This is a genomic window from Burkholderia sp. SRS-25 (assembly GCF_004343765.1).
In the GTDB taxonomy this organism is placed as follows: domain Bacteria; phylum Pseudomonadota; class Gammaproteobacteria; order Burkholderiales; family Burkholderiaceae; genus Burkholderia; species Burkholderia contaminans.
In genome coordinates, this window is the sequence record NZ_PTXM01000006.1 from 276,786 (window position 1) to 299,644 (window position 22,859).

22 protein-coding genes are annotated in these 22,859 nt (G+C 68.3%); 9 read left to right on the forward strand and 13 right to left on the reverse strand.

Going from position 1 to position 22,859, the window contains the following annotated elements:
* Positions 1-51 precede the first annotated feature (51 nt).
* The 13 genes from C5O79_RS09810 to upp form a co-directional block, all read right to left on the reverse strand.
* Positions 52-618: an FUSC family protein gene (locus C5O79_RS09810; protein WP_046544715.1), complete on the reverse strand. Its 567-nt coding sequence runs from the start codon at positions 616-618 to the stop codon at positions 52-54.
* 41 nt (positions 619-659) lie between these two features.
* On the reverse strand, positions 660-1,919 hold the full coding sequence (locus C5O79_RS09815; RefSeq protein WP_046544716.1) for an MFS transporter: 1,260 nt from the start codon (positions 1,917-1,919) through the stop codon (positions 660-662).
* Complete coding sequence (locus tag C5O79_RS09820; protein ID WP_046544717.1) at positions 1,916-2,881, reverse strand: PRC-barrel domain-containing protein; 966 nt, start codon at positions 2,879-2,881, stop codon at positions 1,916-1,918. Before C5O79_RS09820 ends, C5O79_RS09815 begins: the two co-directional genes overlap by 4 nt.
* Before the next feature lie 270 nt (positions 2,882-3,151).
* Positions 3,152-3,487 carry a 50S ribosome-binding protein YggL gene (locus tag C5O79_RS09825; RefSeq protein ID WP_039370464.1) on the reverse strand — a complete coding sequence of 112 codons (336 nt, stop codon included), beginning with the start codon at positions 3,485-3,487 and terminating at the stop codon, positions 3,152-3,154.
* 127 nt (positions 3,488-3,614) lie between these two features.
* Entirely contained in the window at positions 3,615-5,084 is a 1,470-nt protein-coding gene (gene rng / locus C5O79_RS09830; protein WP_011352748.1) for a ribonuclease G, read from the reverse strand.
* A gap of 7 nt (positions 5,085-5,091) precedes the next feature.
* Positions 5,092-5,724, reverse strand: a complete 633-nt coding sequence (locus C5O79_RS09835) for a Maf family protein (protein ID WP_046544718.1) — start codon at positions 5,722-5,724, stop codon at positions 5,092-5,094.
* A gap of 51 nt (positions 5,725-5,775) precedes the next feature.
* Complete coding sequence (gene rlmH / locus C5O79_RS09840) at positions 5,776-6,246, reverse strand: 23S rRNA (pseudouridine(1915)-N(3))-methyltransferase RlmH (RefSeq protein WP_011352746.1); 471 nt, start codon at positions 6,244-6,246, stop codon at positions 5,776-5,778.
* Between the two features lie 25 nt (positions 6,247-6,271).
* Complete coding sequence (rsfS, locus tag C5O79_RS09845; protein ID WP_047852415.1) at positions 6,272-6,721, reverse strand: ribosome silencing factor; 450 nt, start codon at positions 6,719-6,721, stop codon at positions 6,272-6,274.
* 4 nt (positions 6,722-6,725) lie between these two features.
* Positions 6,726-7,451, reverse strand: a complete 726-nt coding sequence (locus C5O79_RS09850) for a nicotinate-nucleotide adenylyltransferase (protein WP_226148236.1) — start codon at positions 7,449-7,451, stop codon at positions 6,726-6,728.
* 3 nt (positions 7,452-7,454) lie between these two features.
* Positions 7,455-8,378: an oxygen-dependent coproporphyrinogen oxidase gene (hemF, locus tag C5O79_RS09855; protein WP_047852414.1), complete on the reverse strand. Its 924-nt coding sequence runs from the start codon at positions 8,376-8,378 to the stop codon at positions 7,455-7,457.
* A gap of 118 nt (positions 8,379-8,496) precedes the next feature.
* Entirely contained in the window at positions 8,497-9,774 is a 1,278-nt protein-coding gene (gene purD, locus C5O79_RS09860; protein WP_046544721.1) for a phosphoribosylamine--glycine ligase, read from the reverse strand.
* Between the two features lie 104 nt (positions 9,775-9,878).
* Positions 9,879-10,607 carry a YebC/PmpR family DNA-binding transcriptional regulator gene (locus C5O79_RS09865; protein WP_011352741.1) on the reverse strand — a complete coding sequence of 243 codons (729 nt, stop codon included), beginning with the start codon at positions 10,605-10,607 and terminating at the stop codon, positions 9,879-9,881.
* Between the two features lie 217 nt (positions 10,608-10,824).
* Positions 10,825-11,475, reverse strand: coding sequence for a uracil phosphoribosyltransferase (gene upp / locus C5O79_RS09870; RefSeq protein ID WP_043188934.1), 651 nt, complete (start codon positions 11,473-11,475; stop codon positions 10,825-10,827).
* Positions 11,476-11,704: 229 nt separating this feature from the next.
* On the opposite strand from upp, the gene C5O79_RS09875 reads away from it, so the two are divergent.
* From C5O79_RS09875 to kdpE, 9 genes are all read left to right on the forward strand, one after another.
* Positions 11,705-12,484 carry an SDR family oxidoreductase gene (locus tag C5O79_RS09875; protein WP_046544722.1) on the forward strand — a complete coding sequence of 260 codons (780 nt, stop codon included), beginning with the start codon at positions 11,705-11,707 and terminating at the stop codon, positions 12,482-12,484.
* 48 nt (positions 12,485-12,532) lie between these two features.
* Entirely contained in the window at positions 12,533-12,925 is a 393-nt protein-coding gene (locus C5O79_RS09880) for a methylglyoxal synthase (RefSeq protein WP_011352738.1), read from the forward strand.
* Between the two features lie 178 nt (positions 12,926-13,103).
* Positions 13,104-14,078: a quinone oxidoreductase gene (locus tag C5O79_RS09885; RefSeq protein ID WP_122474212.1), complete on the forward strand. Its 975-nt coding sequence runs from the start codon at positions 13,104-13,106 to the stop codon at positions 14,076-14,078.
* 309 nt (positions 14,079-14,387) lie between these two features.
* Positions 14,388-14,480 carry a K(+)-transporting ATPase subunit F gene (kdpF, locus tag C5O79_RS09890; RefSeq protein WP_006752209.1) on the forward strand — a complete coding sequence of 31 codons (93 nt, stop codon included), beginning with the start codon at positions 14,388-14,390 and terminating at the stop codon, positions 14,478-14,480.
* The gene (gene kdpA / locus C5O79_RS09895; protein ID WP_047852412.1) at positions 14,477-16,282 is read left to right on the forward strand and encodes a potassium-transporting ATPase subunit KdpA; all 1,806 of its coding nucleotides are present in this window, start codon (positions 14,477-14,479) and stop codon (positions 16,280-16,282) included. The genes kdpF and kdpA overlap by 4 nt, the downstream gene beginning before the upstream one ends.
* A gap of 54 nt (positions 16,283-16,336) precedes the next feature.
* Complete coding sequence (gene kdpB, locus C5O79_RS09900; RefSeq protein ID WP_046544725.1) at positions 16,337-18,421, forward strand: potassium-transporting ATPase subunit KdpB; 2,085 nt, start codon at positions 16,337-16,339, stop codon at positions 18,419-18,421.
* A gap of 25 nt (positions 18,422-18,446) precedes the next feature.
* Positions 18,447-19,028, forward strand: coding sequence for a potassium-transporting ATPase subunit KdpC (gene kdpC, locus C5O79_RS09905; RefSeq protein WP_046544726.1), 582 nt, complete (start codon positions 18,447-18,449; stop codon positions 19,026-19,028).
* Positions 19,029-19,190: 162 nt separating this feature from the next.
* Positions 19,191-22,034 carry a DUF4118 domain-containing protein gene (locus tag C5O79_RS09910; RefSeq protein WP_047852409.1) on the forward strand — a complete coding sequence of 948 codons (2,844 nt, stop codon included), beginning with the start codon at positions 19,191-19,193 and terminating at the stop codon, positions 22,032-22,034.
* Complete coding sequence (kdpE, locus tag C5O79_RS09915) at positions 22,027-22,725, forward strand: two-component system response regulator KdpE (protein ID WP_039370506.1); 699 nt, start codon at positions 22,027-22,029, stop codon at positions 22,723-22,725. Before C5O79_RS09910 ends, kdpE begins: the two co-directional genes overlap by 8 nt.
* Positions 22,726-22,859: the final 134 nt, after the last annotated feature.

The window sequence follows — 22,859 nt, forward strand, 5'->3', positions numbered from 1 at the left end:
CCGGCACGGATCGCGATGCCGCGATGCGCGCCGGGCAGCCGGATCAACGCGTCACTTTGCCGCCGCGTGGCGGAACCAGCGGCGCTCGATTTTCGACATCACCCAGCACACGCCCAGCGCACACACGGTGCCGAGCGCCACCTCGCCGAGCCGCATCAGCGGAATGTCCCACAGCGGGCCGTTGCCCGGAAACAGCAGCACGATCGTCGCGGTCACGCCGCCGAGCCGTGCGGCGCTGCCGACGTTCAGGCACCAGCAGCAGACGATCACGACCGCGACCGTAATCGCATACGCGACGAGGCGGTCTCCGCCGAGCGCCGCGCCGGCGAAGCCGAGCACGCCGCCGACCATCGCGCCGACGAACTGGTCGCGCGACAGCGACATCGTGTCCGAGTAGTTGTGCTGCGTCACGGCGATCGCGGTGATCGCCGCCCACACGGCCTGCTCGGTGTGCAGTGCGCGGCCGATCACGTACGCGAGGCATGCGCCGCACACTGCCTGCAGCGCCATCAGCCCGCCTTGCGCGAGCCGTTCGCTGAATGACAGCCCCTTGAACAGATCGAAGATCGACTGCTGGATCTGCTGGCGGGCTTCGTTGAGTGTCCTGATCGTATCCATCATGCGTTGGCCAAGAAGCAGGTGATGGCGGCGCGCCGGTGTCAGCGCGCCTGTTCGGGCGATGCGGCGGCCGGTTCGTCGGCGGCTGCATCACCGTTCGCGACGCGCGTTTCGGGCATCACGAGCCAGACCAGCAGCACCGCGAGCGCACCGGCGCTCGCGAGCCCGAAGAAGCTCACGGCGTTGCCGAAGTGATCGGCGACGTAGCCGGCCGCCGCCGTGCTGAGGGTCGCGCCGATCCCGGCCGCGAGCCCGAAGAGCCCGATGCACAGGTTGTAGCGGCCTTTGCCGCCTGCGACGTCGGCCGCGATCAGCGGCAGCATCACGCCGAATACGGCCGCGCTGATGCCGTCGAGCATCTGCACCGGTACCAGCAGGTACGGGCTGCTCACGCCGGCGAACAGCAGCGCGCGAACCGGCAGCGCCGAGAAGCCGAGCAGCAGGATCGGCCGGCGCCCCCAGCGTTGCGCGGAGCGGCCGACCCACGGTGACAGCATCGCGACGATCGCTTGCGGCACGATGATGCACGCGGCGATCACGAGCTGCACGTTCTCGCCCATTCCGGCCGTGACTTCGCCGGCCGCGAGGTTCAGCATCGCCGCGTTCGACAGATGGAACAGCACGACGCACGCCGCGAAGATCAGCATCCGGCGGTCGCGCAGCAGCTCGAGCAGCGTTTCGCGTTCGCCGGCTTCGTCGCGATCGTCGGGCTTCGACGACTGCGGGATCACCTCGTGTGTCGGCTGGATCATCGCGAGTGCGAACAGGGCGGGCAGCGCGAGCACGGCGGTCAGCCAGAACACCGCGCGCGCGGAGAAGTATTCGCCGGTGAGCCCCATCAGGCCCGCCGCGACCGCGCTGCCGATCGACGCCCAGCGCGCGTTGCGGCCGAGCCGGTCGCCGAGGTCGGCCCGACCGACGAGCGAGAACGAGATCGCGGCCATGGCCGGCACGAGCATGCAGCTCGCGAAGCCGTGGAACACCTCGGCGGCGATCACCGGCACGATCGTCGGGCTCGACGCGAGCAGCACCGCGGACAGGATGATGGCCGCGATCGCCCACGCGGCCGCGCCTTTCTTGTTCTTCAGCGCATCGACGGCCGCGCCGCCCGGCACCTGGCTGACCATCGCGCTGATCGTGCCGATCGACAGCACCATGCCGATCTCGCCCTGCGTCCACTTGTGCGACGCGAGGTAGGACGCGATGAACGGACCGAACCCTGTTTGAACGTTTGCAACGAAGAAGTTGAGCCAGTCGAGGGACCGGAGACTGCGTGCGCTGACGGAATGCTTGATCGTCATCGGGTCGCGCTCGCAGACGAAGCCGGTGCCGGGGCAACGGGCGGGAAAACCGCGATGATCGGCTTGTCGGCCGCGTAGGGCGGCGACGCCTTGATCTGTGCGTCGTTCAGGTCGAGCTGCGGATGCAGCGCCTTGTCGCGCGTGACGAAGCGCAGCGCGCCCCAGCTCGCGGCGATCGAACGGCGGTCGGTATTGACGAGGCCGCCGAGGTCGAGCACGACCGCCTGCGGCTGCGACGCGCGGTCGATCAGCACGTCGACGATCCGGCCGATCTTCGTGCCGTTCGGGCGCTCGACGTCGCTGTCGAGCATCGGCAGCCGCGTCCCGGGCGAGGCGGCCGCCGAGCCGGACAGCGGCACGGCCTTGGGCCGCGCGGCCGGCGGGAGGTCGCCCGACGGCACGTCGAGCACGATCGGCTCCTGTTTGCCGCCCGGCGTGAAGCGGAACACGTTCCACGGGAAGATGACCTTGCGGTCGCCCACGCCCATGAAGCCCTGCAGGTTGACGATCATCTCGCGCGGCTTGCCGCTCGCGTCGGTCACCATGTCGACCGCACGGCCGATCACCTTGCCGTTGCGGCGCGCGACCTCGCTGTCGAGCAGCGCATGGATCTGGGTGCGGTCGAGCGGGCGTGTCGCAACGATCGGCGGAGGTGGCGGCGGCGGCGGTGTCGGCGATTCGGGCCGTTGCACGGGCTTCGGCCGCGCGACTTCGCGGTGCGGCTTCTTCGGCGCTTCCGGTTCCTCCGGGTGCGTCGGTGCCGGCACGGGCGGCATCGTCAGCGGTTCGCCGGCGGTTTCCTCGACGGGCTCGACGAGCGCCTCGCTGATCGGCGCGGGCGGATTCTGCACCGGCAGCAGCCCGCAGCCGGACAGCAGCGCGGCGGCGGCGAGGATCAGGAAGACCGTCGAGGACGGCAACGACTTGCTGCGGGATGCGGGAAACGGGAGTCCGCCGCTCATTGACACTCACTCCATGGGTCGGGGGCGGCCCGAGGGCACGCGGCTGGCGATGGATGGCGGGTGCGGGCGGCGCACCACGCGAGGTGGGATTTTAACGTGTCTTGCTTTCAGGTCCGATTTCGACGGCTGGCTGGAGGCAGACTGTCGGGAAAAGGAAGGGATCGCGGGGTGGTGCGGACGGGTGACGGGCGGTGACATGCGCGGCGTGCCCGCGGCACGCCTCGCGTGCGTCCGGCGCCCGCGCCGGACGAAACAGGGGAAACCGGAAACTCAGGCTTCCGGGTACCACGCGTCGGTGAATTCGCTGACCTTGACGTCGGACAGTTCCGGCCGTGCGGCCAGCCAGCCGCGCACGAGCTCGCGGTCGGCGTCGGTCGTCGTGCCGCGCGGCGCGCCGGAAATCACGTAAGCGCCGATGCCTTCGTCCGCCGACGCAACGGTCAGCAGCCCGTTCGCTTCTACGAAGTCGATGAACGCATCGATCAGTTCGCCGCGCTCGAGGTCGGTCATTTCGTTGCGGTAATGCGCGGTGGCATTGAACGCGAGTTCCTGGAATTCGCCGATGTGGAGTTTCTTGCGCTGGCGGCGGTTGTGGCCTTGGCTCATGGTGTGTGGTGAATGCGAAAAGGGTAGGGTGAAAGGGCGGCGGCGGGTGCCGGCGCGACATGCGCGGGCGGCCCGGGCGCCGCATCGAAGCGCCGCGCGGCGATGCCGGCGGCGGATGGACGGAACGTTACATCAGCACGATATCGTACTGCTCCTGGCTCAGGTTCGATTCGACCTGCAGCGACACCGGCTTGCCGATGAAGTCGATCAGCATCGCGAGATGCTGCGACTCCTCGTCGAGGAACAGGTCGATCACCTGCTGCGCGGCGATCACGCGGAATTCGCGCGGGTTGAACTGCCGCGACTCGCGCAGGATCTCGCGCAGGATGTCGTAGCACACCGTGCGCGACGTCTTCACCTGGCCCTTGCCCTGGCAGGTCGGGCACGGCTCGCACAGCACGTGCGCGAGCGATTCGCGCGTGCGCTTGCGCGTCATCTCGACGAGCCCGAGCTGCGAGAAGCCGTTGACCGTCACGCGCGTGCGGTCGCGCGACAGCGCCTTCTTCAACTCGGACAGCACCGCGTCGCGATGCTCGGCGTTCTCCATGTCGATGAAGTCGATGATGATGATCCCGCCGAGGTTGCGCAGCCGCAGTTGCCGCGCGATCGTATGCGCGGCCTCGAGGTTGGTCTTGAAGATCGTGTCGTCGAAGTTGCGTGCGCCGACGTAGCCGCCCGTGTTCACGTCGATCGTCGTCATCGCCTCGGTCTGGTCGATCATCAGGTAACCGCCCGACTTCAGGTCGACGCGGCGCGACAGCGCGCGCTGGATCTCCGTCTCGATGTTGTACAGGTCGAACAGCGGACGCTCGCCCGTGTAGTGGTGCAGCTTCGGGCTCACGGCCGGCGTGAATTCGCCCGCGAATTCCGAGAGGCGCTGGTACGTCTCGCGCGAATCGACCTGGATGCGCGTCGTGTCGTCGTTCGCGAAATCGCGCAGCACGCGCTGTGCGAGGTCGAGATCCTGGTACAGCAGGCTCGTTGCCGGCAGCCGCTGTGCCTGGGCGACGATCGTCGCCCACGTCTTGCGCAGGTACGTGACGTCGCCGGCGAGCTCGTCGGAGGTGGCATCCTCGGCGATCGTGCGCACGATGTAGCCGCCTTTCTCGTCCGCCGGGATCACGGCCGTCAGGCGTGCGCGCACGGCCTCGCGTTCGGCCTCGCTCTCGATCTTCTGCGAGATGCCGATATGCGGCTCCTGCGGCAGGTAGACGAGCGTGCGGCCCGCGATGCTGACCTGCGTCGACAGCCGCGCGCCCTTCGTGCCGATCGGATCCTTGATCACCTGGACCATCAGCGTCTGGCCTTCGAACACGATCTTCTCGATCGGCTGGTGCGGCGTGCCGGACTGCGGCTCGCCCGCGAGGCGCGGATGCCAGATGTCGGCGACGTGCAGGAATGCCGCGCGTTCGAGGCCGATGTCGATGAACGCCGACTGCATGCCGGGCAGCACGCGCACGACCTTGCCGAGATAGATGTTGCCGACCCGCCCGCGCGACAGCGTGCGCTCGACGTGAAGCTCCTGCACCGCGCCTTGCTGGACGAGTGCGACCCGCGTTTCCTGCGGCGTGAGGTTGATCAGGATTTCTTCGTTCATGGTGGGTTCAGAAGGCGACGCGCGCGGTGCGTAGCAGCGCGGCAGTCTCAAAAAGGGGCAGACCCATGATACCTGAATGGGAACCGTCGATTCGCTCGATGAATTCGGCCGCGCGCCCCTGGATCGCGTACGCGCCGGCCTTGCCGAACGGCTCGCCGGATTCGACGTAGCGCGCGTATGCGTCGCGCGACGCGGCCGCGAAACGCACCGACGAGCGCGACAGCGCGGGCGGGAGCAATTCGCCGTCGGCATCGATCACGGCGACGGCGGTCAGCACCGCGTGTTCGCGGCCCGCGAGGCGCGTCAGCATCGCGAGTGCGTCATCGGCGTCAGCCGGCTTGCCGAGGATCGCGCCGTCGATCGTGACGGTCGTATCGGCGACCAGCACCGGCGAGGCCGGCTTGCCGCTTGCGACGAGGCGCGCACGCGCGGCCTCGGCCTTGGCGATGGTCACGCGCCGCACGTACGCATCGGCGGCTTCGCCGGGCAGCTCGGCCTCGAGCGCCTCGGCATCCTCGTCGGGGCGCGGCAGCAGCAGCTCGAAGCGTACGCCGATCTGCTGCAGCAGCTCCTGGCGGCGCGGGCTTTGCGAAGCGAGGTAGAGGATCGGGAAAAGCGCGGGGGACGTGCTGGACGGCATGGTGTCGTTATCTCGGTATGCGCGCGTGGCGCGCGTCTCGAGGACGACACGTCATGCGCGGTGGTAGGGGTGATTCTGCGTGATGCTCCACGCCCGGTAAAGCTGTTCGGCGAGCAGCACGCGCACCATCCCGTGCGGCAGCGTCATGCTCGAGATGCGCAGTAGTGTATCGGCACGCGCTTTCAGCTCCGGATCGAGCCCGTCGGCACCGCCGATCACGAACGCGACGTCGCGGCCGTCCTGCTGCCAGCCGGGCAGCGCTTGCGCGAGCTGCATCGTGGTCCAGTCGCGGCCGCGCTCGTCGAGCGCGACGAGACGCGCGCCCTTCGGCAACGCGGCCTCGATCTTCTGCCGTTCGGCCGCCATCACGCTTTCGGCGCTGCGGCCGCCCGAACGCAGTTCGGGCTTGATCTCGCGCAACTCGATGCGCAGCTCGGGCGGCATCCGCTTCGTGTATTCGTCGAAGCCGGATGCGATCCAGCCCGGCATCTTGTGGCCGACCGCAAGGATGAAAAGCTTCATCGGAAGACGCGTAACGACTCGGAGCTCAACGGCGGCGAGCGGCCGTCTTGCGCGCCGGGCGTGCGGGCGCGGCTTCCTCTTCTTCGTCGTCGTCGCCTTCGCTGGCCGTGGCGAAGCCGTTCCCCTTGCCGCCGCCGAGCTTCATCCGCACGGGCTTGTCGCCCCAGATTTCCTCGAGGTTGTAGTACTGGCGCAGGGCCGGTTGCAGGATGTGCACGACCGCGTCGCCGCAGTCGACGAGCACCCATTCGCCCGTATCTTCGCCTTCGGAGCTGACGATGTCGCCGCCGGCTTCCTTGACCTTGTCACGCACGCTCGACGCGAGCGCCTTGGTCTGGCGGTTGGAGGTGCCCGAAGCGACGACCACGCGGTCGAACAGTTCGGTCAGGTGGCTGGTGTTGAACACCTTGATGTCTTGCGCCTTGACGTCTTCGAGGGCGTCGACGATCACGCGCTGCAGTTTGCGAATATCCATGGATTCAGGAATGGTAGAGGCGATGTTGAAGAATATAGGCCCATACGGCGGCCGGCACATGCTCGGCCGATGCGTCGGGCATTTGCGCATGGCGCGCGATGCATTCGCGCAGGTGGGCGCGGATGTCGGTCGCGGCAATGTCGAACGAAAGGGTCGTATCGATCAGCAGGTGGCCTGCCGGCGTGGCCTTGAGCACGTCGGCGCCGGCCTGCCGCGCGGCGATTTCCTGCGCGACGTCCGGCGGCGCCGCGCCGAGGTCGAACCCCGGGCGCGTCGACACGCAGATGTGCGCGTAGTCGAACAGCGTGCGCCAGTCGCGCCACGTATCGAGGCGCACGAGCTGGTCGGCGCCGATCAGCAGCGACAGCGACGCGTCCGGGCCGATCCGCTCGCGCCAGCGCGCGAGCGTCTCGACCGTGTAGGTCGGGCCGGTGTGCTCGATCTCGTCGGTGGCGACGGTCACGGTCACGCCTGGCACGGACAGCGAGCCGGCGGCCGCGCGCGTCATCGCGAGCCGATGCTCGGCGGCCGACACGTCGCGCTTCTGGTACGGCTGGCCGGCGGGCAGCAGCACGAGTTCGGTCAGGCCGAGCAGCTCGGCGAACCGGCGCGCGAGCGCGAGATGGCCGTCGTGGATCGGGTCGAAAGTGCCGCCCAGCAAGCCGATACGGCGCGGCAGCGGGGCGGGGCTGGCGGTGGTGTCCAGAAACGCGTCCTTGTCTTGAAGCAGGGGTCAGACCCAGTCGCGTGGCACGATGAAGTCGCTGTACAGGCGCGCTTCCGGCGAACCCGGTTCGGGTTGCCAGTTGTAGCGCCAGTTCGCGACCGGCGGCATCGACATCAGGATCGACTCGGTCCGGCCGCCGCTTTGCAGGCCGAACAGCGTGCCGCGGTCGAATACGAGGTTGAATTCGACGTAGCGGCCGCGGCGATACGCCTGGAAGTCGCGCTCACGCTCGCCGTACGGCAGCTCGGCGCGCCGCTCGACGATCGGCAGGTAGGCCTGCAGGAACGCGTCGCCGACGCTTTGCATCATGTCAAACGATCGTTCGAAACCGGGCTCCGAGAAATCGTCGAAGAAGATCCCGCCGATGCCGCGCATCTCGTTGCGGTGCTTCAGGAAGAAATATTCGTCGCACCATTTCTTGAAGCGCGGGTAGAGCTCGACGCCGAACGGGTCGAGCGCATCCTTGCAGGTCTGGTGGAAATGGCGGGCGTCGTCCTCGAAACCGTAAACCGGTGTCAGATCCATGCCGCCGCCGAACCAGAACACGGGCTCCTCGCCCGGTTTCGTCGCGATCAGCATCCGCACGTTCATGTGTACGGTCGGGCAGTACGGATTGCGCGGATGCAGCACCAGCGACACGCCGAGCGCCTCGAAGCCGCGGCCCGCGAGTTGCGGGCGCGCCGCGCTCGCCGACGGCGGCAGAGCATCGCCCGCGACGTCGGAAAAGCCGATCCCCGCGCGTTCGAACACGCGGCCGCCTTCGAGAATCCGCGTGCAGCCGCCGCCGCGCAGGCGCTCGGCCGGACCGCGCTGCCATGCGTCGGTCGCGAGCGGCGTGCCGTCGAGCGCGCCGAGCGCGTCGGCGATGCGTGCCTGCAGGCCCTGGAGGTACGTGCGCACGCGCGCTACGTCGTAGGTCGAATCGGTCATGTCTGGACTGGGTGCCCCCGCCCGAAGCGGGGGGCGTAAAAAAGGCTTCTGCCGGGCATTCTAACGAACCCCGGCAGAGGGGCCGCCGCCGCGTGTGGGCGGGGCGGCAATTGCAACGTCACGCGCTCTTGCGGTTGAGCGCGCGGAAGCCGATGTCGCGGCGGTACTGCATGCCTTCGAAATTGATCTGGTTGATCGTCTCGTACGCATGCTGCTGCGCTTCGCGTACCGAATCGGCGAGGCCGACCACGCACAGCACGCGGCCGCCGGACGTCGTCAGCTTGTCGCCGTCGAGCGTCGTGCCCGCATGGAACGTGACGGCCTGTTCGGTCTCGGCCGGGATGCCGTTGATGCGGTCGCCCTTGCGCGGCGCGTCCGGATAACCGTGCGCGGCCAGCACGACGCCCAGCGCGGTGCGGCGGTCCCAGTCGAGCTCGACCGTGTCGAGCGTGCCCGCGATCGCCTGCTCGACGACCTTCGAGAAATCGCTCTTCAGGCGCGCCATGATCGGCTGCGTTTCCGGGTCGCCCATCCGGCAGTTGAACTCGAGCGTGCGCGGATTGCCTTCCTTGTCGATCATCAGGCCCGCATACAGGAAGCCCGTGAAGCGGATGCCGTCCTTCTCCATCCCGCGCACGGTCGGCATGATGATCTCGCGCATCACGCGTGCGTGCATCTGCGGCGTGACGATCGGCGCGGGCGAATACGCACCCATGCCGCCGGTGTTCGGGCCGCGATCATCGTCGAGCAGGCGCTTGTGGTCCTGACTGGACGCCAGCGCCAGCGCGTGCTTGCCGTCGACCATCACGATGAAGCTCGCTTCCTCGCCATCGAGGAATTCCTCGATCACGACGCGCGCGCCCGCGTCGCCGAGCTTGTTGCCCGACAGCATCATGTCGACCGCTTCGTGCGCTTCTTCGAGCGTCATCGCGACGACGACGCCCTTGCCGGCCGCGAGGCCGTCGGCCTTCACGACGATCGGCGCACCCTTCGCGTCGATGTACGCGTGCGCGGCGGCCACGTCGGAGAACGTTTCGTACTCGGCGGTCGGGATGCCGTGGCGCTTCATGAACGCCTTCGCGAAATCTTTCGAGCTCTCGAGCTGTGCGGCTTCGCGGGTCGGGCCGAAGACCTTCAGGCCGCGTGCGCGGAACAGGTTGACGATGCCGGCCGCGAGCGGTGCTTCCGGCCCGACGAGCGTGAACGCGACGCCTTCGCGTTCCGCGAAATCGGCGAGTTCGTCGAGCGCCGTGATGTCGACGTTCTTCAGACGCTCGTCCTGCGCCGTGCCGCCATTGCCGGGCGCGACGTAGACCATCTGGACGCGCGGCGACTGCGCGAGCTTCCACGCCAGCGCATGTTCGCGGCCGCCGGAACCGACGACGAGTAGTTTCATGGGATTCCCCGCAGACTAGAAAACAGGGCGGCCGGCACGCTCAGGCGCGCCGGCCGCGAAATCGGTCGGGCCGCCGCCGCGACAGGAACACGGCGGCCGGCACATCATTCCTCGACGATGACGGCGTTCGTATACACGTCCTGCACGTCGTCGAGGTTCTCGAGCGCGTCGAGGAGCTTCTGCATCTTCGCCGCGTCGTCGCCGGTGAATTCGACTTCGTTTTGCGGCTTCATCGTCACTTCGGCGAGCTCGGCCTTGAAGCCGCCGGCTTCGAGCGCGTCCTTCACCGCCGAGAATGCCTGCCAGTCGCACAGCACTTCGATCGAGCCGTCGTCGTTCGTGTTCACGTCGTTCGCGCCGGCTTCGAGCGCGGCTTCCATCAGCGCGTCTTCCGACGTGCCCGGTGCGAACAGGAACTGGCCGACGTGATCGAACATGAACGCGACCGAACCGTCGGTGCCCATGTTGCCGCCGAACTTCGAGAACGCATGGCGGACTTCCGCGACCGTGCGGGTGCGGTTGTCGGTCAGCGTGTCGACGATGATCGCCGCGCCGCTGATGCCGTAGCCTTCGTAACGGATTTCCTCGTAGTTCGCGCCATCCGCGCCGCCCACGCCGCGATCGATCGCGCGCTTGACGTTGTCCTTCGGCATGTTCGCGTCGGCCGCCTTGTCGACCGCCAGACGCAGGCGCGGGTTCGAGTTCACGTCACCGCCGCCGAGGCGCGCCGCGACCTGGATTTCCTTGATCAGGCGGGTCCAGATCTTGCCGCGCTTCGCGTCGGCCGCTGCCTTCTTATGCTTGATGTTGGCCCATTTCGAATGACCAGCCATACCTTTCTCCGTGCCCGGGCGCACAGCGCGGGCGATTGTTTCAATGTGTCGTTGAATCGGCGGCCGTTTCGGCGGGCATGAAGCCGCGGGGCCGCGCGTGTCGAGTGGATCGAGATTTTATCACGCGGCGACCGCCGGATCGGGGCCGCCGCGCATGGCCGGACGGCCAGGCGGGCCGTCGCGGGCCGGGCCGCGCGCCGCGCGGCCGTACAGATGCTCAGTTCTTGGTGCCGAACAGGCGGTCGCCCGCGTCGCCGAGGCCCGGCACGATGTACGCGTGCTCGTTCAGGTGCGAATCGAGCGACGCGACGAACAGCTTCACGTCCGGGTGCGCGTCCTGGAACACCTGCACGCCTTCGGGCGCGGCGACCAGCGCGACGAACATGATGTTCGCGGCCGGCACGTTGCGGCGCTTCAGCACGTCGACCGCGTGCACGGCCGAGTAGCCGGTCGCGACCATCGGGTCGCACAGGATGAAGATGCGGTCTTCGAGATCCGGCAGGCGCACCAGGTATTCGACCGGGCGGTGATCCTCGGCGCGGTACACGCCGATGTGGCCGACGCGGGCGGACGGAACCAGGTCGAGCAGCCCGTCCGACATCCCGATACCCGCGCGCAGCACCGGCACGATCGCCAGCTTCTTGCCCGCGATCACCGGCGCGTCGACCTCGACGAGCGGGGTTTCGACCCGCTTGGTCGTGATCGGCAGGTTGCGGGTGATCTCGTAGCCCATCAGCAGCGTGATTTCGCGCAGCAGCTCGCGGAACGTGCGCGTGGACGTGTCCTTGTCGCGCATGTGCGTGAGCTTGTGCTGGATCAGCGGATGATCGGTGATGAAGAGATTCGGGAAACGGCTGTCCTGTTTCATGACGGGGGCGCCTTGGCGGCAAAAGAGGATCGGGGGCGGGGGCGGGCGCAAGCCGGCCGCGCGCTTATGTCGGCAATTTTACCAAGGCGCGTCGCATGATCCGGATAATATCGACGTCTCACGACAATCCACGCGCCCGCGCCCGCCCGATTGCCCGCCTGGCCCACCCGGGGTCCGTGCGCCGGCCGACGGGGCCGAGCCGGCGCGTGTCGCCACCAGGGAATCGACGATGGATCTCGGCATCGAAGGAAAGACCGCGCTCGTGTGCGCGGCAAGCAAGGGGCTCGGTCGCGGCTGCGCGGAAGCGCTGGCCGCCGAGGGCGTGAACCTCGTGATCGTCGCGCGCACGCGCGACACGCTGGAGGAAACCGCGGAGGAGATCCGCGCCGGCGCGAACGTGTCGGTGACCGCGGTCGCCTGCGACATCACGACGCCGGACGGGCGTGCGGCCGCGCTCGCCGCGTGCCCGCAGCCGGACATTCTCGTGACGAATGCCGGCGGGCCGCCGCCCGGCGACTTCCGCGACTTCTCGCACGACGACTGGATCCGCGCGCTCGAATCGAACATGCTGACGCCGATCGAGCTGATCCGCGCGACCGTCGACGGGATGATCGCGCGCGGTTTCGGCCGGATCGTCAACATCACGAGCTCGGCCGTGAAGGCGCCGATCGACGTGCTTGCGCTGTCGAACGGCGCGCGCTCGGGGCTGACCGGCTTCGTCGCGGGGCTGTCGCGCAAGGTCGCGGGGCAGGGCGTGACGATCAACAACCTGCTGCCGGGCCTGTTCGACACCGACCGGATCGCGACCACGCTCGCCGCGTCGGCGAAGGCGCAGGGCGTGAGCGTCGACGAGATGCGCGCGCGGCGCACGAAGGACATCCCGGCCGGCCGACTCGGCACGCGCGCCGAATTCGGCGCGGCGTGCGCGTTCCTGTGCAGCGTGCACGCCGGCTACATCACCGGGCAGAACTGGCTGCTCGACGGCGGTTCGTATCCGGGCACGTTCTGACGCGCGCGCCGCCTTTCACGACAACCACCTGAGACAAAGGATCTGGAGATGAGCAAACCCCGCATCGCATTGATTGCGCACGACGCGAAGAAGGACGAGATCGTCGCGCTCGCGGGCGAATTCCGCGCGACGCTCGCGCAATGCCGGCTGGTGGCGACCGGCACGACCGGCGGCCGCATCGCGGACGCGCACGGGCTCGAGGTCGAGCGCAAGCTGTCGGGGCCGCTCGGCGGCGACCTGCAGATCGGTGCGGAACTGGCCGACGGCCGCATCGACATCGTCGTGTTCCTGCGCGACCCGATGACCGCGCAGCCGCACGACCCCGACATCACCGCGCTCGTGCGCGCATGCGACGTGCACGACGTGCCGGTCGCGACCAACGTCGCCACCGCGCGGATGCTGCTCGACGACCTGGCGCGCAACATGCAGGACGTCTGCTAAGGGTTGCCCGCGCCCGATTGCCCCTGCCGGCGGCAGGGCCATGCACGGATGGCCGCGGCGCGCGAGAATCGTGCGTCGCGACGCGCGCCTGGCGGCCGGTTCCCGCATGAACCGGCCGGCTCCGCGGATCGGCGACCCGGATTTTTCCCTGACAGAATCAGACACGAGGAGCGAAGCGATGCCGAAAGCAATCCGATACGACCAGCCTGGCGGCCCGGAAGTGATGAAGTGGGTCGATGTCGAGGTCGGCGAACCGAAGGCGGGCGAAGTCCGTATCCGTCAGCATGCGGTCGGCCTCAACTACATCGACGTCTATTTCCGCACCGGCCTTTACCCGCAAGCGCTGCCCGGCGGTCTCGGGATGGAGGCGGCAGGCGAGGTGACGGCCGTCGGCGAAGGCGTGACCACGTTCAAGGCGGGTGACCGCGTCGCGTACGTCGGGCAGCCGCCGGGCGCGTACGCGCAGGAACGCGTGATGCCGGCCGAGCGGCTCGTGAAGCTGCCGGACGGCATCAGCTACGACGACGCGGCGTCGGTGATGCTGCAGGGCCTGACCGCGCACTACCTGCTGCGCCGCACGTATCCGGTGAAGGCCGGTGACACGATCCTGATCCACGCGGCGGCCGGCGGCGTCGGCCTCCTGGTGTGCCAGTGGGCGAAGGCGCTCGGCGCGACCGTGATCGGGACGGTCGGCTCCGACGAGAAGGCCGCACTCGCGAAGGCGCACGGCTGCGATCATCCGATCGTGTACACGCGCGAGAACTTCACGCAGCGCGTGAAGGAGATCACGAACGGCGCGGGCGTGCCGGTCGTCTACGACTCGATCGGCAAGGACACCTACATCGGTTCGCTCGACTGCCTCGCGCCGCTCGGCTACTTCGTCAGCTTCGGCAACGCGTCGGGCCCGCTGCCGCCGATCGACTCGAAGGAATTCTCGTCGCGCGGTTCGCTGTTCTTTACACGGCCGACGCTGTTCTCGTACATCGCGAAGCGCGCCGATCTCGAAGCCGCGGCCGCCGAGCTGTTCGACGTGATCCTGTCGGGCAAGGTGAAGACGAGCATCAACCAGCGCTACCCGCTCGCGGAAGTCGGCCGCGCGCATGCCGACCTCGAGTCGCGCAAGACCACCGGCTCGACGATCCTCGTTCCCTGACCTGTATCTTCGTGCCGGCGCCATGCCGGCACGCGCTTTTCCGGGCGGCGCCACGGCGCCGTCCGTCCCGCCCCTCGGTTTCCGTCGTCCTCCCGATTTCCGCGTTTACGCGTTTTTTATACGCGCCCCGATACCTTTGACCCGTCCTTTACGTGCGTTCCCATAAGGTTCTAGTCGTCTGATTTCGACGATGGAGAACAGAAAAATGGATGGGGTATTTATCGGCGCACTGGTGCTCTTCACCGCGCTGATCCTCGGCTTGGTTGCCGGTTGCGACAAGCTCGTGCAATACGGTCGCGGGGGGCGGGCATGACCTGGATGCTTTGGCTGGCGGGCGCTTCGACGGCCCTGCTGTTCGCGTATCTCGTCTTTGCGCTGCTGCGCGCGGAGGACATCGAATGAACGCGAACAATCTCTTTCAGGTGCTGCTCTTCATCGTCGTACTGCTGGCGGCGGCCGTGCCGGTCGCGCGCTACCTGTCCGCGGTCATGGACGGCAGCTCGCGTGTCGTGCGCGTGTTCGGGCCGCTCGAACGCGCGCTGTACCGCATCGCCGGCGTCGACGCCGGCAGCGAGATGAACTGGAAGCAGTACGCCGTCGCGACGATCGCGTTCAACGCGCTCGGCGCGCTGTTCCTCTACGGCCTGCTGCGCCTGCAGGGCTACCTGCCCGGCAATCCGCAGCAGTTCGGCGCGATGACGGTCGACGGCGCGTTCAACACGGCCGTCAGCTTCGTCACCAACACGAACTGGCAGGACTACACGCCGGAGCAGACCGTCAGCTACCTGACGCAGATGCTCGGCCTGACCGTGCAGAACTTCCTGTCGGCAGCGACCGGCATCGTCGTCGTGATCGCGCTGATCCGCGGGTTCGCGCGCCACACCGCGCAGACGATCGGCAACTTCTGGGTCGACCTCACGCGCGTGACGATGTACGTGCTCGTGCCGATGTCGATGATCATCGCCGCGCTGCTGATGAGCCAGGGCGTGATCCAGAACATGAAGTCGTACCAGGACGTGCCGGTGCTGCAGGCGAGCACCTATGCCGCGCCGAAGCTCGACGCGCAGGGCAATCCAGTGAAGGACGACAAGGGCAACGCGGTGACGGTGCCGACGCCGCTCACGAAGCAGACGCTTGCGATGGGCCCGGTTGCGTCGCAGGAAGCGATCAAGATGCTCGGCACCAACGGTGGCGGCTTCTTCAACGCGAATTCCGCGCACCCGTATGAAAACCCGACGCCGTTCGCGAACTTCCTGCAGATCTTCTCGATCCTGATCATCCCGGCCGCGTTGTGTCTCGTGTTCGGCCGCATGATCGGCGACCGCCGGCAGGGCATCGCCGTGCTCGCGGCGATGACGGTCGCGTTCGTGATCGCGATCGGCGTCGAAGTGAGCGCCGAGCAGGGCGGCAACCCGACGCTCGCCGCGCTGCACGTCGACCAGACGACGAACGCGCTGCAGCCGGGCGGCAACATGGAAGGCAAGGAAACGCGTTTCGGCATCGCGCAGACCGGCATCTTCACGGTCGCGACGACGGCCGCGTCGTGCGGCGCCGTCGACACGATGCACGATTCGCTGACGCCGCTCGGCGGCCTCGTGCCGATGCTGCTGATGCAACTGGGCGAGGTGGTCTACGGCGGGGTCGGCTCGGGGCTCTACGGGATGCTCGTGTTCGCGCTGCTCGCGGTGTTCGTCGCCGGCCTGATGATCGGCCGCACGCCGGAATACGTCGGCAAGAAAATCGAGGCGTACGAGATGAAGATGGTGTCGATCGTCGTGCTGCTCACGCCGCTGCTGGTGCTGGTCGGCACGTCGATCGCCGTGCTCGCCGATGCGGGTAAGGCCGGCATCGCGAACCCGGGGCCGCACGGTTTCTCGGAAATCCTGTACGCGTTCAGCTCGGCCGCCAACAACAACGGCAGCGCGTTCGCGGGCCTGACGGTCGGCACGCCGTTCTACAACTGGATGACCGCGATCGCGATGTGGTTCGGCCGCTTCGGCACGATCGTGCCGGTGCTGGCGATCGCCGGCTCGCTCGCCGCGAAGAAGCGCATCGCGGTGACGAGCGGCACGCTGCCGACGCACGGTCCGCTGTTCGTCGTGCTGCTGCTCGGCACCGTGCTGCTGGTGGGCGCGCTGACCTACGTGCCGGCGCTTGCGCTCGGCCCGGGCGTCGAGCACCTGATGATGTGGCTGGGCGCGTGATGCGCGTCCGCATGGTGACACGTTGAAAAGACTGAAGAGATTGAAGAGATCGCAATGACTCAACATTCCGCAACACGGTCCATGTTCGATCCGGCGCTGCTGCGCCCGGCGATCGTGGACTCGTTCAAGAAACTCACGCCGCGCACGCAGTTCCGCAATCCGGTGATGTTCTGCGTGTACGTCGGCAGCATCCTCACCACGATCCTGTGGATCGCGGCGCTCGCCGGCCAGGCCGAGGCGCCCGCGGGCTTCATCCTCGCGATCGCGCTGTGGCTGTGGTTCACCGTGCTGTTCGCGAACTTCGCCGAAGCGCTCGCCGAAGGGCGCTCGAAGGCGCAGGCGGCGTCGCTGCGCAGCGCGAAGAAAGACGTGATGGCGAAGAAGCTCAACGAGCCGCATCCGAAGTCGCCGATCCGCATCACGACCGCGACCGAGCTGCGCCGCGGCGACGTCGTGCTCGTCGAAGCGGGCGACGTGATCCCGGCCGACGGCGAGGTGGTCGACGGCGTCGCATCGGTCGACGAATCGGCGATCACCGGTGAATCCGCGCCGGTGATCCGCGAATCGGGCGGCGACTTCTCGTCGGTCACGGGCGGCACGCGCGTGCTGTCGGACTGGATCGTCGTCAAGGTCACCGCGAACCCCGGCGAGGCATTCCTCGACCGGATGATCGCGATGGTCGAAGGCGCGAAGCGCAAGAAGACGCCGAACGAGATCGCGCTGACGATCCTGCTCGTCGCGCTGACGATCGTGATGCTGCTCGCGACCGCGACGCTGCTGCCGTTTTCGATGTTCTCGGTCGAAGCGATGAAGGCCGGCCACGTGGTGACGATCACCGTGCTCGTTGCGCTGCTCGTGTGCCTGATCCCGACGACGATCGGCGGCCTGCTGTCCGCAATCGGCGTGGCCGGGATGAGCCGGATGATGCAGGCGAACGTGATCGCGACGTCGGGCCGCGCGGTGGAAGCCGCCGGCGACGTCGACGTGCTGCTGCTCGACAAGACCGGCACGATCACGCTCGGCAACCGCCAGGCATCGACGTTCGTGCCGGCGCCGGGCGTGACCGAGGAAGCACTGGCCGATGCCGCGCAACTGTCGTCGCTCGCCGACGAAACGCCGGAAGGCCGCAGCATCGTCGTGCTTGCGAAGGAACGCTTCAACATTCGCCAGCGCGACATGGGGCAACTGCACGCGACGTTCATCGGCTTCTCCGCGCAGACGCGGATGAGCGGCGTCGACCTGCCGGGCCGTGAAATCCGCAAGGGCGCGGCCGATGCGATCCGCAACTACGTCGAGGCGCACGGCAGCCGCTTCCCCGAGGAGGTGCGCCGTGCGGTCGACGAAGTCGCGCGCCGCGGCAGCACGCCGCTCGTCGTGGCCGACCTGCATGAAGGGGCGGCGCGCGTGCTCGGCGTGATCGAGTTGAAGGACATCGTGAAGGGCGGCATCAAGGAGCGCTTCGCAGAGCTGCGCAAGATGGGCATCAAGACCGTGATGGTGACGGGCGACAACCGGCTGACGGCCGCGGCGATCGCAGCGGAGGCGGGTGTCGACGATTTCCTCGCGGAAGCGACGCCGGAAACCAAGCTTGCGACGATCCGCGAGCACCAGGCGGCGGGGCGTCTCGTCGCGATGACGGGAGACGGCACGAACGACGCACCGGCGCTCGCGCAGGCCGACGTGGCGGTCGCGATGAACACGGGCACGCAGGCGGCGAAGGAAGCCGGCAACATGGTCGACCTCGACTCGAACCCGACGAAGCTGATCGAGATCGTCGAGATCGGCAAGCAGATGCTGATGACGCGCGGGTCGCTGACGACGTTCTCGATCGCGAACGACATCGCGAAGTACTTCGCGATCATCCCGGCCGCGTTCGTGACGACGTACCCGCAACTGCGCGTACTCGACATCATGCACCTGACGTCGCCGGCGTCCGCGATCCTGTCGGCGGTGATCTTCAACGCGCTGATCATCGTCGCGCTGATTCCGCTGGCGCTGAAGGGCGTCACGTACCGGCCGCTCGGCGCGGCTTCGCTCCTGCGCCGCAACCTGCTGGTGTACGGCCTCGGCGGCGTGCTGCTGCCGTTCCCGTTCATCAAGCTGATCGACATGACGCTCGCCGCACTCGGCTGGGCCTGAGCCGGCCGTATTTGAAGGAAACATCATGAAAACGTTGATTCGTCCGCTCGTCGTGCTCTTTGTCGTTCTGATCGCCGTGACGGGGCTCGCATACCCGGCCGTGATGACCGTGTTCGGACAGGCCGTGTTCCCGTCGCAGGCGAACGGCAGCCTGATCGAGAAGGACGGCAAGGCGGTCGGCTCCGCGCTGATCGGCCAGCAGTTCGATGCGCCGAAGTACTTCTGGGGCCGGCTGTCGGCCACGACGCCGATGCCGTACAACGCGACCGGCTCCGGCGGCTCGAACCTGGGCCCGCTGAACCCGTCGCTTGCCGACCAGGTGAAGGGGCGCATCGCCGCGCTGCGCGACGCGGGCACCGACATGTCGAAGCCGGTGCCGGTCGACCTCGTGACGGCGTCGGCGAGCGGCCTCGATCCGGAAATCACGCCGGCCGCCGCCGCGTACCAGGTCGAGCGCGTCGCGAAGGCGCGCAACCTGGCGCCCGACGCGGTCGCGCAGCTCGTCGCCGCGAACACGAAGGGCCGCCAGTTCGGCGTGCTCGGCGAACCGCGCGTGAACGTGCTGCAGCTGAACCTCGCGCTCGACGCGGCGCAGGCCGCGCACTGACCGAGCTTCCGGGCATCCGGCAGCAACCGGCGTCCGGCGCGGCCCGATCCGCGCAGGACGCACCTTTTCCCGACGGCGCATGCGCCGTCTTTGCCTTTTGCGGCGATTTGGAACAACAATGCTCGTACTCGCGCGCATCCGGGCGCTCCGCCTTTCTGACGCATGAATCGTCCCGATCCAGACCAACTCCTCGACAAGCTGCAGCGTGACGAAGAAAAGCAGCGGCGCGGCCAGCTCAAGATTTTCTTCGGCGCGTCGGCCGGTGTCGGCAAGACCTACGCGATGCTGCAGGCCGCACGCCAGCGCCTGCAGGAAGGCGTCGACGTCGTCGTCGGCATCGTCGAGACCCACGGGCGCAGCGAAACCGCCGCGCTGCTCGACGGCCTCGACGTGCTGCCGCTCGCGCGCATCGACTATCGCGGCCGCACACTTGCCGAATTCGATCTCGACGGCGCGCTCGCGCGCCAGCCGCAACTGATCCTCGTCGACGAACTCGCGCATTCGAACGTGCAGGGCGCGCGGCACCTGAAGCGCTGGCAGGATGTGTACGAGCTGCTCGACGCGGGCATCGACGTCTACACGACCGTCAACGTCCAGCACCTCGAAAGCCTGAACGACGTGGTCGGCGCGATCACCGGCATCCGCGTGTGGGAGACCGTGCCCGATCGCGTATTCGACGCGGCCGACGAAGTCACGCTCGTCGACCTGCCGGCCGAGGAACTGCTCGAGCGGATGCGCGACGGCAAGGTCTATCTCGCGCAGCAGGCCGAGCGCGCGGTGCGCAACTTCTTCCGCAAGGGCAACCTGATCGCGCTGCGCGAACTGGCGCTGCGGCGCACGGCCGATCGCGTCGACGCGCAGATGCGCGAGTACCGCGCCGACCGTTCGATCCAGCGCATCTGGCAGGCGCGCGAGCGGCTGCTCGTGTGCGTCGGCCCGGGCCCTGAAGCGCCGACGCTCGTGCGGGCGGCCGCCCGGCTCGCCGCGAGCCTGAAGGCCGACTGGATCGCCGTCTATGTGGAGACGCCGCGCCTGCAGCGCCTGCCCGACGCACGGCGGCAGCGCACGCTCGACGCACTGAAGCTCGCGGCCGAGCTCGGCGCGGAGACGGCCACGCTCGCCGGCGCCGATGCGGTCGCCGCGCTGATCGGCTATGCGAAGGTGCGCAACGTGTCGAAGATCGTCGCGGGCGGCTCGCCGAAGGTCGGGCTCGTGCGCCGCTTCGTGCGGCCGTTCGGCGAGAACCTTGCCGAACGCGCGGGCGACGTCGACCTGATGCTGATCCGGGCGTCCGCGAGCGACGAGGCGCGTGCAGCACCCCTCGACGCGCGTGCACGCGACTGGCGCGATGCGTTCGCGCAGTTCGGCACGCATCGTTCGCCGCCGCGGCACTACGTGTATGCGGCCGCGATCTGCGCGGCGATCACGGTCGTCGCGAGCCTCGTGTCCGAGCGGCTCGACCTCACGAACCTCGTGATGCTGTACCTGCTCGGCGTCGTGTTCTCGGCCGTGCGGCTCGGGCGCGGCCCGGGCGTGCTGCAGTCGTTCCTGTCGGTGGCCGCGTTCGATTATTTCTTCGTGCCGCCGCGCATGTCGTTTTCGGTCAGCGACACGCAGTACCTGCTGACCTTCTTCGGGATGCTGCTGACGTCGCTCGTGATCAGCCACCTGACGTCGACGCTGACGCGCCAGGCGAGCGTCGCGCAGCGCCGCGAGCGCCGCACCGGCGCGATCTACGCGATGGCGCGCGAGCTGGGCGCGGCGCTGACGACCGAGCAGATCGTCGAGATCGGCAGCCGTCACGTGGGTGAGGTGTTCCGCGCGCGCGTCGCATTCCTGCTGCCCGACAGCGCGGACAAGGTGCGCCAGAAGATCGAGGAGCCCGATGCGGCCGTCACGCTGACGGGCGCCGATCTCGACAGCGACGTCGGCCAGTGGGTGTACGACCAGCAGAAGCCGGCCGGCCGCGGCACCGATACGTTGCCCGCGACGGCCGCGCTGTACCTGCCGCTGAAGGCGCCGATGCGTACGCGCGGCGTGCTCGCGGTCGCGTCGCGCGAGCCGCGCGAACTCGAGGTGCCGGAGCAGCAGCGGATGCTCGACGCGTTCGCCGCGCAGATCGCGCTCGCGCTCGAGCGTGTGCACTACGTGGAAATCGCGCGCGACGCGCTCGTCAACATGGAATCCGAGCGGCTGCGCAACTCGCTGCTGTCGGCGATCTCGCACGACCTGCGCACGCCGCTCACGACGATCGTCGGCTTCTCGTCGATGCTCGCGAACGGACGCGCGGCCGCGCAGGGCGGCGACACCGCGGCGGCCGAACGCTTCGCGCAGCGCGAGGGTGAACTCGTCGAAGCGATCCACGACGAGGCGCTGCGGATGACGGGTATCGTCACGAACCTGCTCGACATGGCGCGGCTGCAGGCCGGCAGCCTGCAGTTGAAGCGCCAGTGGTCGCTACTCGAGGAAACCGTCGGCGCCGCACTCGCCGCCTGCAAGCGCGTGCTTGCGCGCCATCCGGCGCGCGTCGTGCTGCCGGCCGACCTGCCGCTCCTGCAGATGGACGCGGTGCTGATGGAGCGCCTGTTCACCAACCTGTTCGAGAACGCGGCGAAGTACACGCCGGCCGATACGCCGCTCGACATCGGCGCGGAGCGCGTGATCGACGACGGGCTGCCGTTCGTGCGCGTGCTCGTCGACGACTACGGTCCGGGCCTGCCGGCCGGGATGGAAACGCGGATCTTCGACAAGTTCACGCGCGGCGAGAAGGAATCGGCGACGCCGGGCATCGGCCTCGGCCTCGCGATCTGCCGCGCGATCGTCGAAGCGCACGGCGGTAAAATCGGCGCGCTCAACCGTACGGCACCCGACGGCCACGTGACGGGCGCGCGTTTCTGGTTCACGTTGCCGGTCGAGACACCGCCGGCCGCGCCTGCCGTACCCGACGACGAACCCGAAGTGCCCGGTGCGTCGTCCCCATCCGAATCATTGCCAGACCATGAGTGAACCCAGCCTGACCGTCGTCCTGATCGAGGACGAAAAGCAGATCCGCCGTTTCGTGCGCGCCGCGCTCGAGGAGGAGGACATCGCGGTGTTCGAGGCCGAGACGGGCAAGCAGGGGCTGATCGACGCGGCGACGCGCAAGCCCGATCTCGTGATCGTCGACCTCGGCCTGCCCGATACCGACGGCCTCGACGTGATCCGCGAACTGCGCGGCTGGTCCGAGGTGCCGGTGATCGTGCTGTCCGCGCGCACGCAGGAAGAAGAGAAAGTCGCGGCGCTCGACGCGGGTGCCGACGATTACCTGACCAAGCCGTTCGGCGTGTCCGAACTGCGCGCGCGGATCCGCGCGCAACTGCGCCGGCGCAACCAGGGCGGCGCGAACGAGTCGCCGAAGGTGACCTTCGGCACCGTGACCGTCGATCTCGCGCTGCGCCAGGTGTGGCGCGACAACGAGATCGTGCACCTGACGCCGCTCGAATACCGGCTGCTCGCGACGCTCGTGCGGCACGCGGGGCGCGTGCTGACGCACCGCCAGTTGCTGCGCGACGTGTGGGGGCCGTCGCACGTCGAAAGCCACCACTATCTGCGCATCTACATGGCGCACCTGCGCCAGAAGCTCGAGCGCGACCCGGCGCAGCCCGAGTACATCGTGACGGAGACGGGCGTCGGCTACCGGCTGGTCGGCGCCGCATGACGGGCGTAGCCGGGGCGCAACGGCGCACGTGCACGTGATGTCGCGTGCCGGCAGGTTGCGCCGGCGCGACAGTCTCGCGGCCGGCGCACGCGTTGCACACCCGGCGCTCATTCCCCGTTATCCTGACCGTTCCG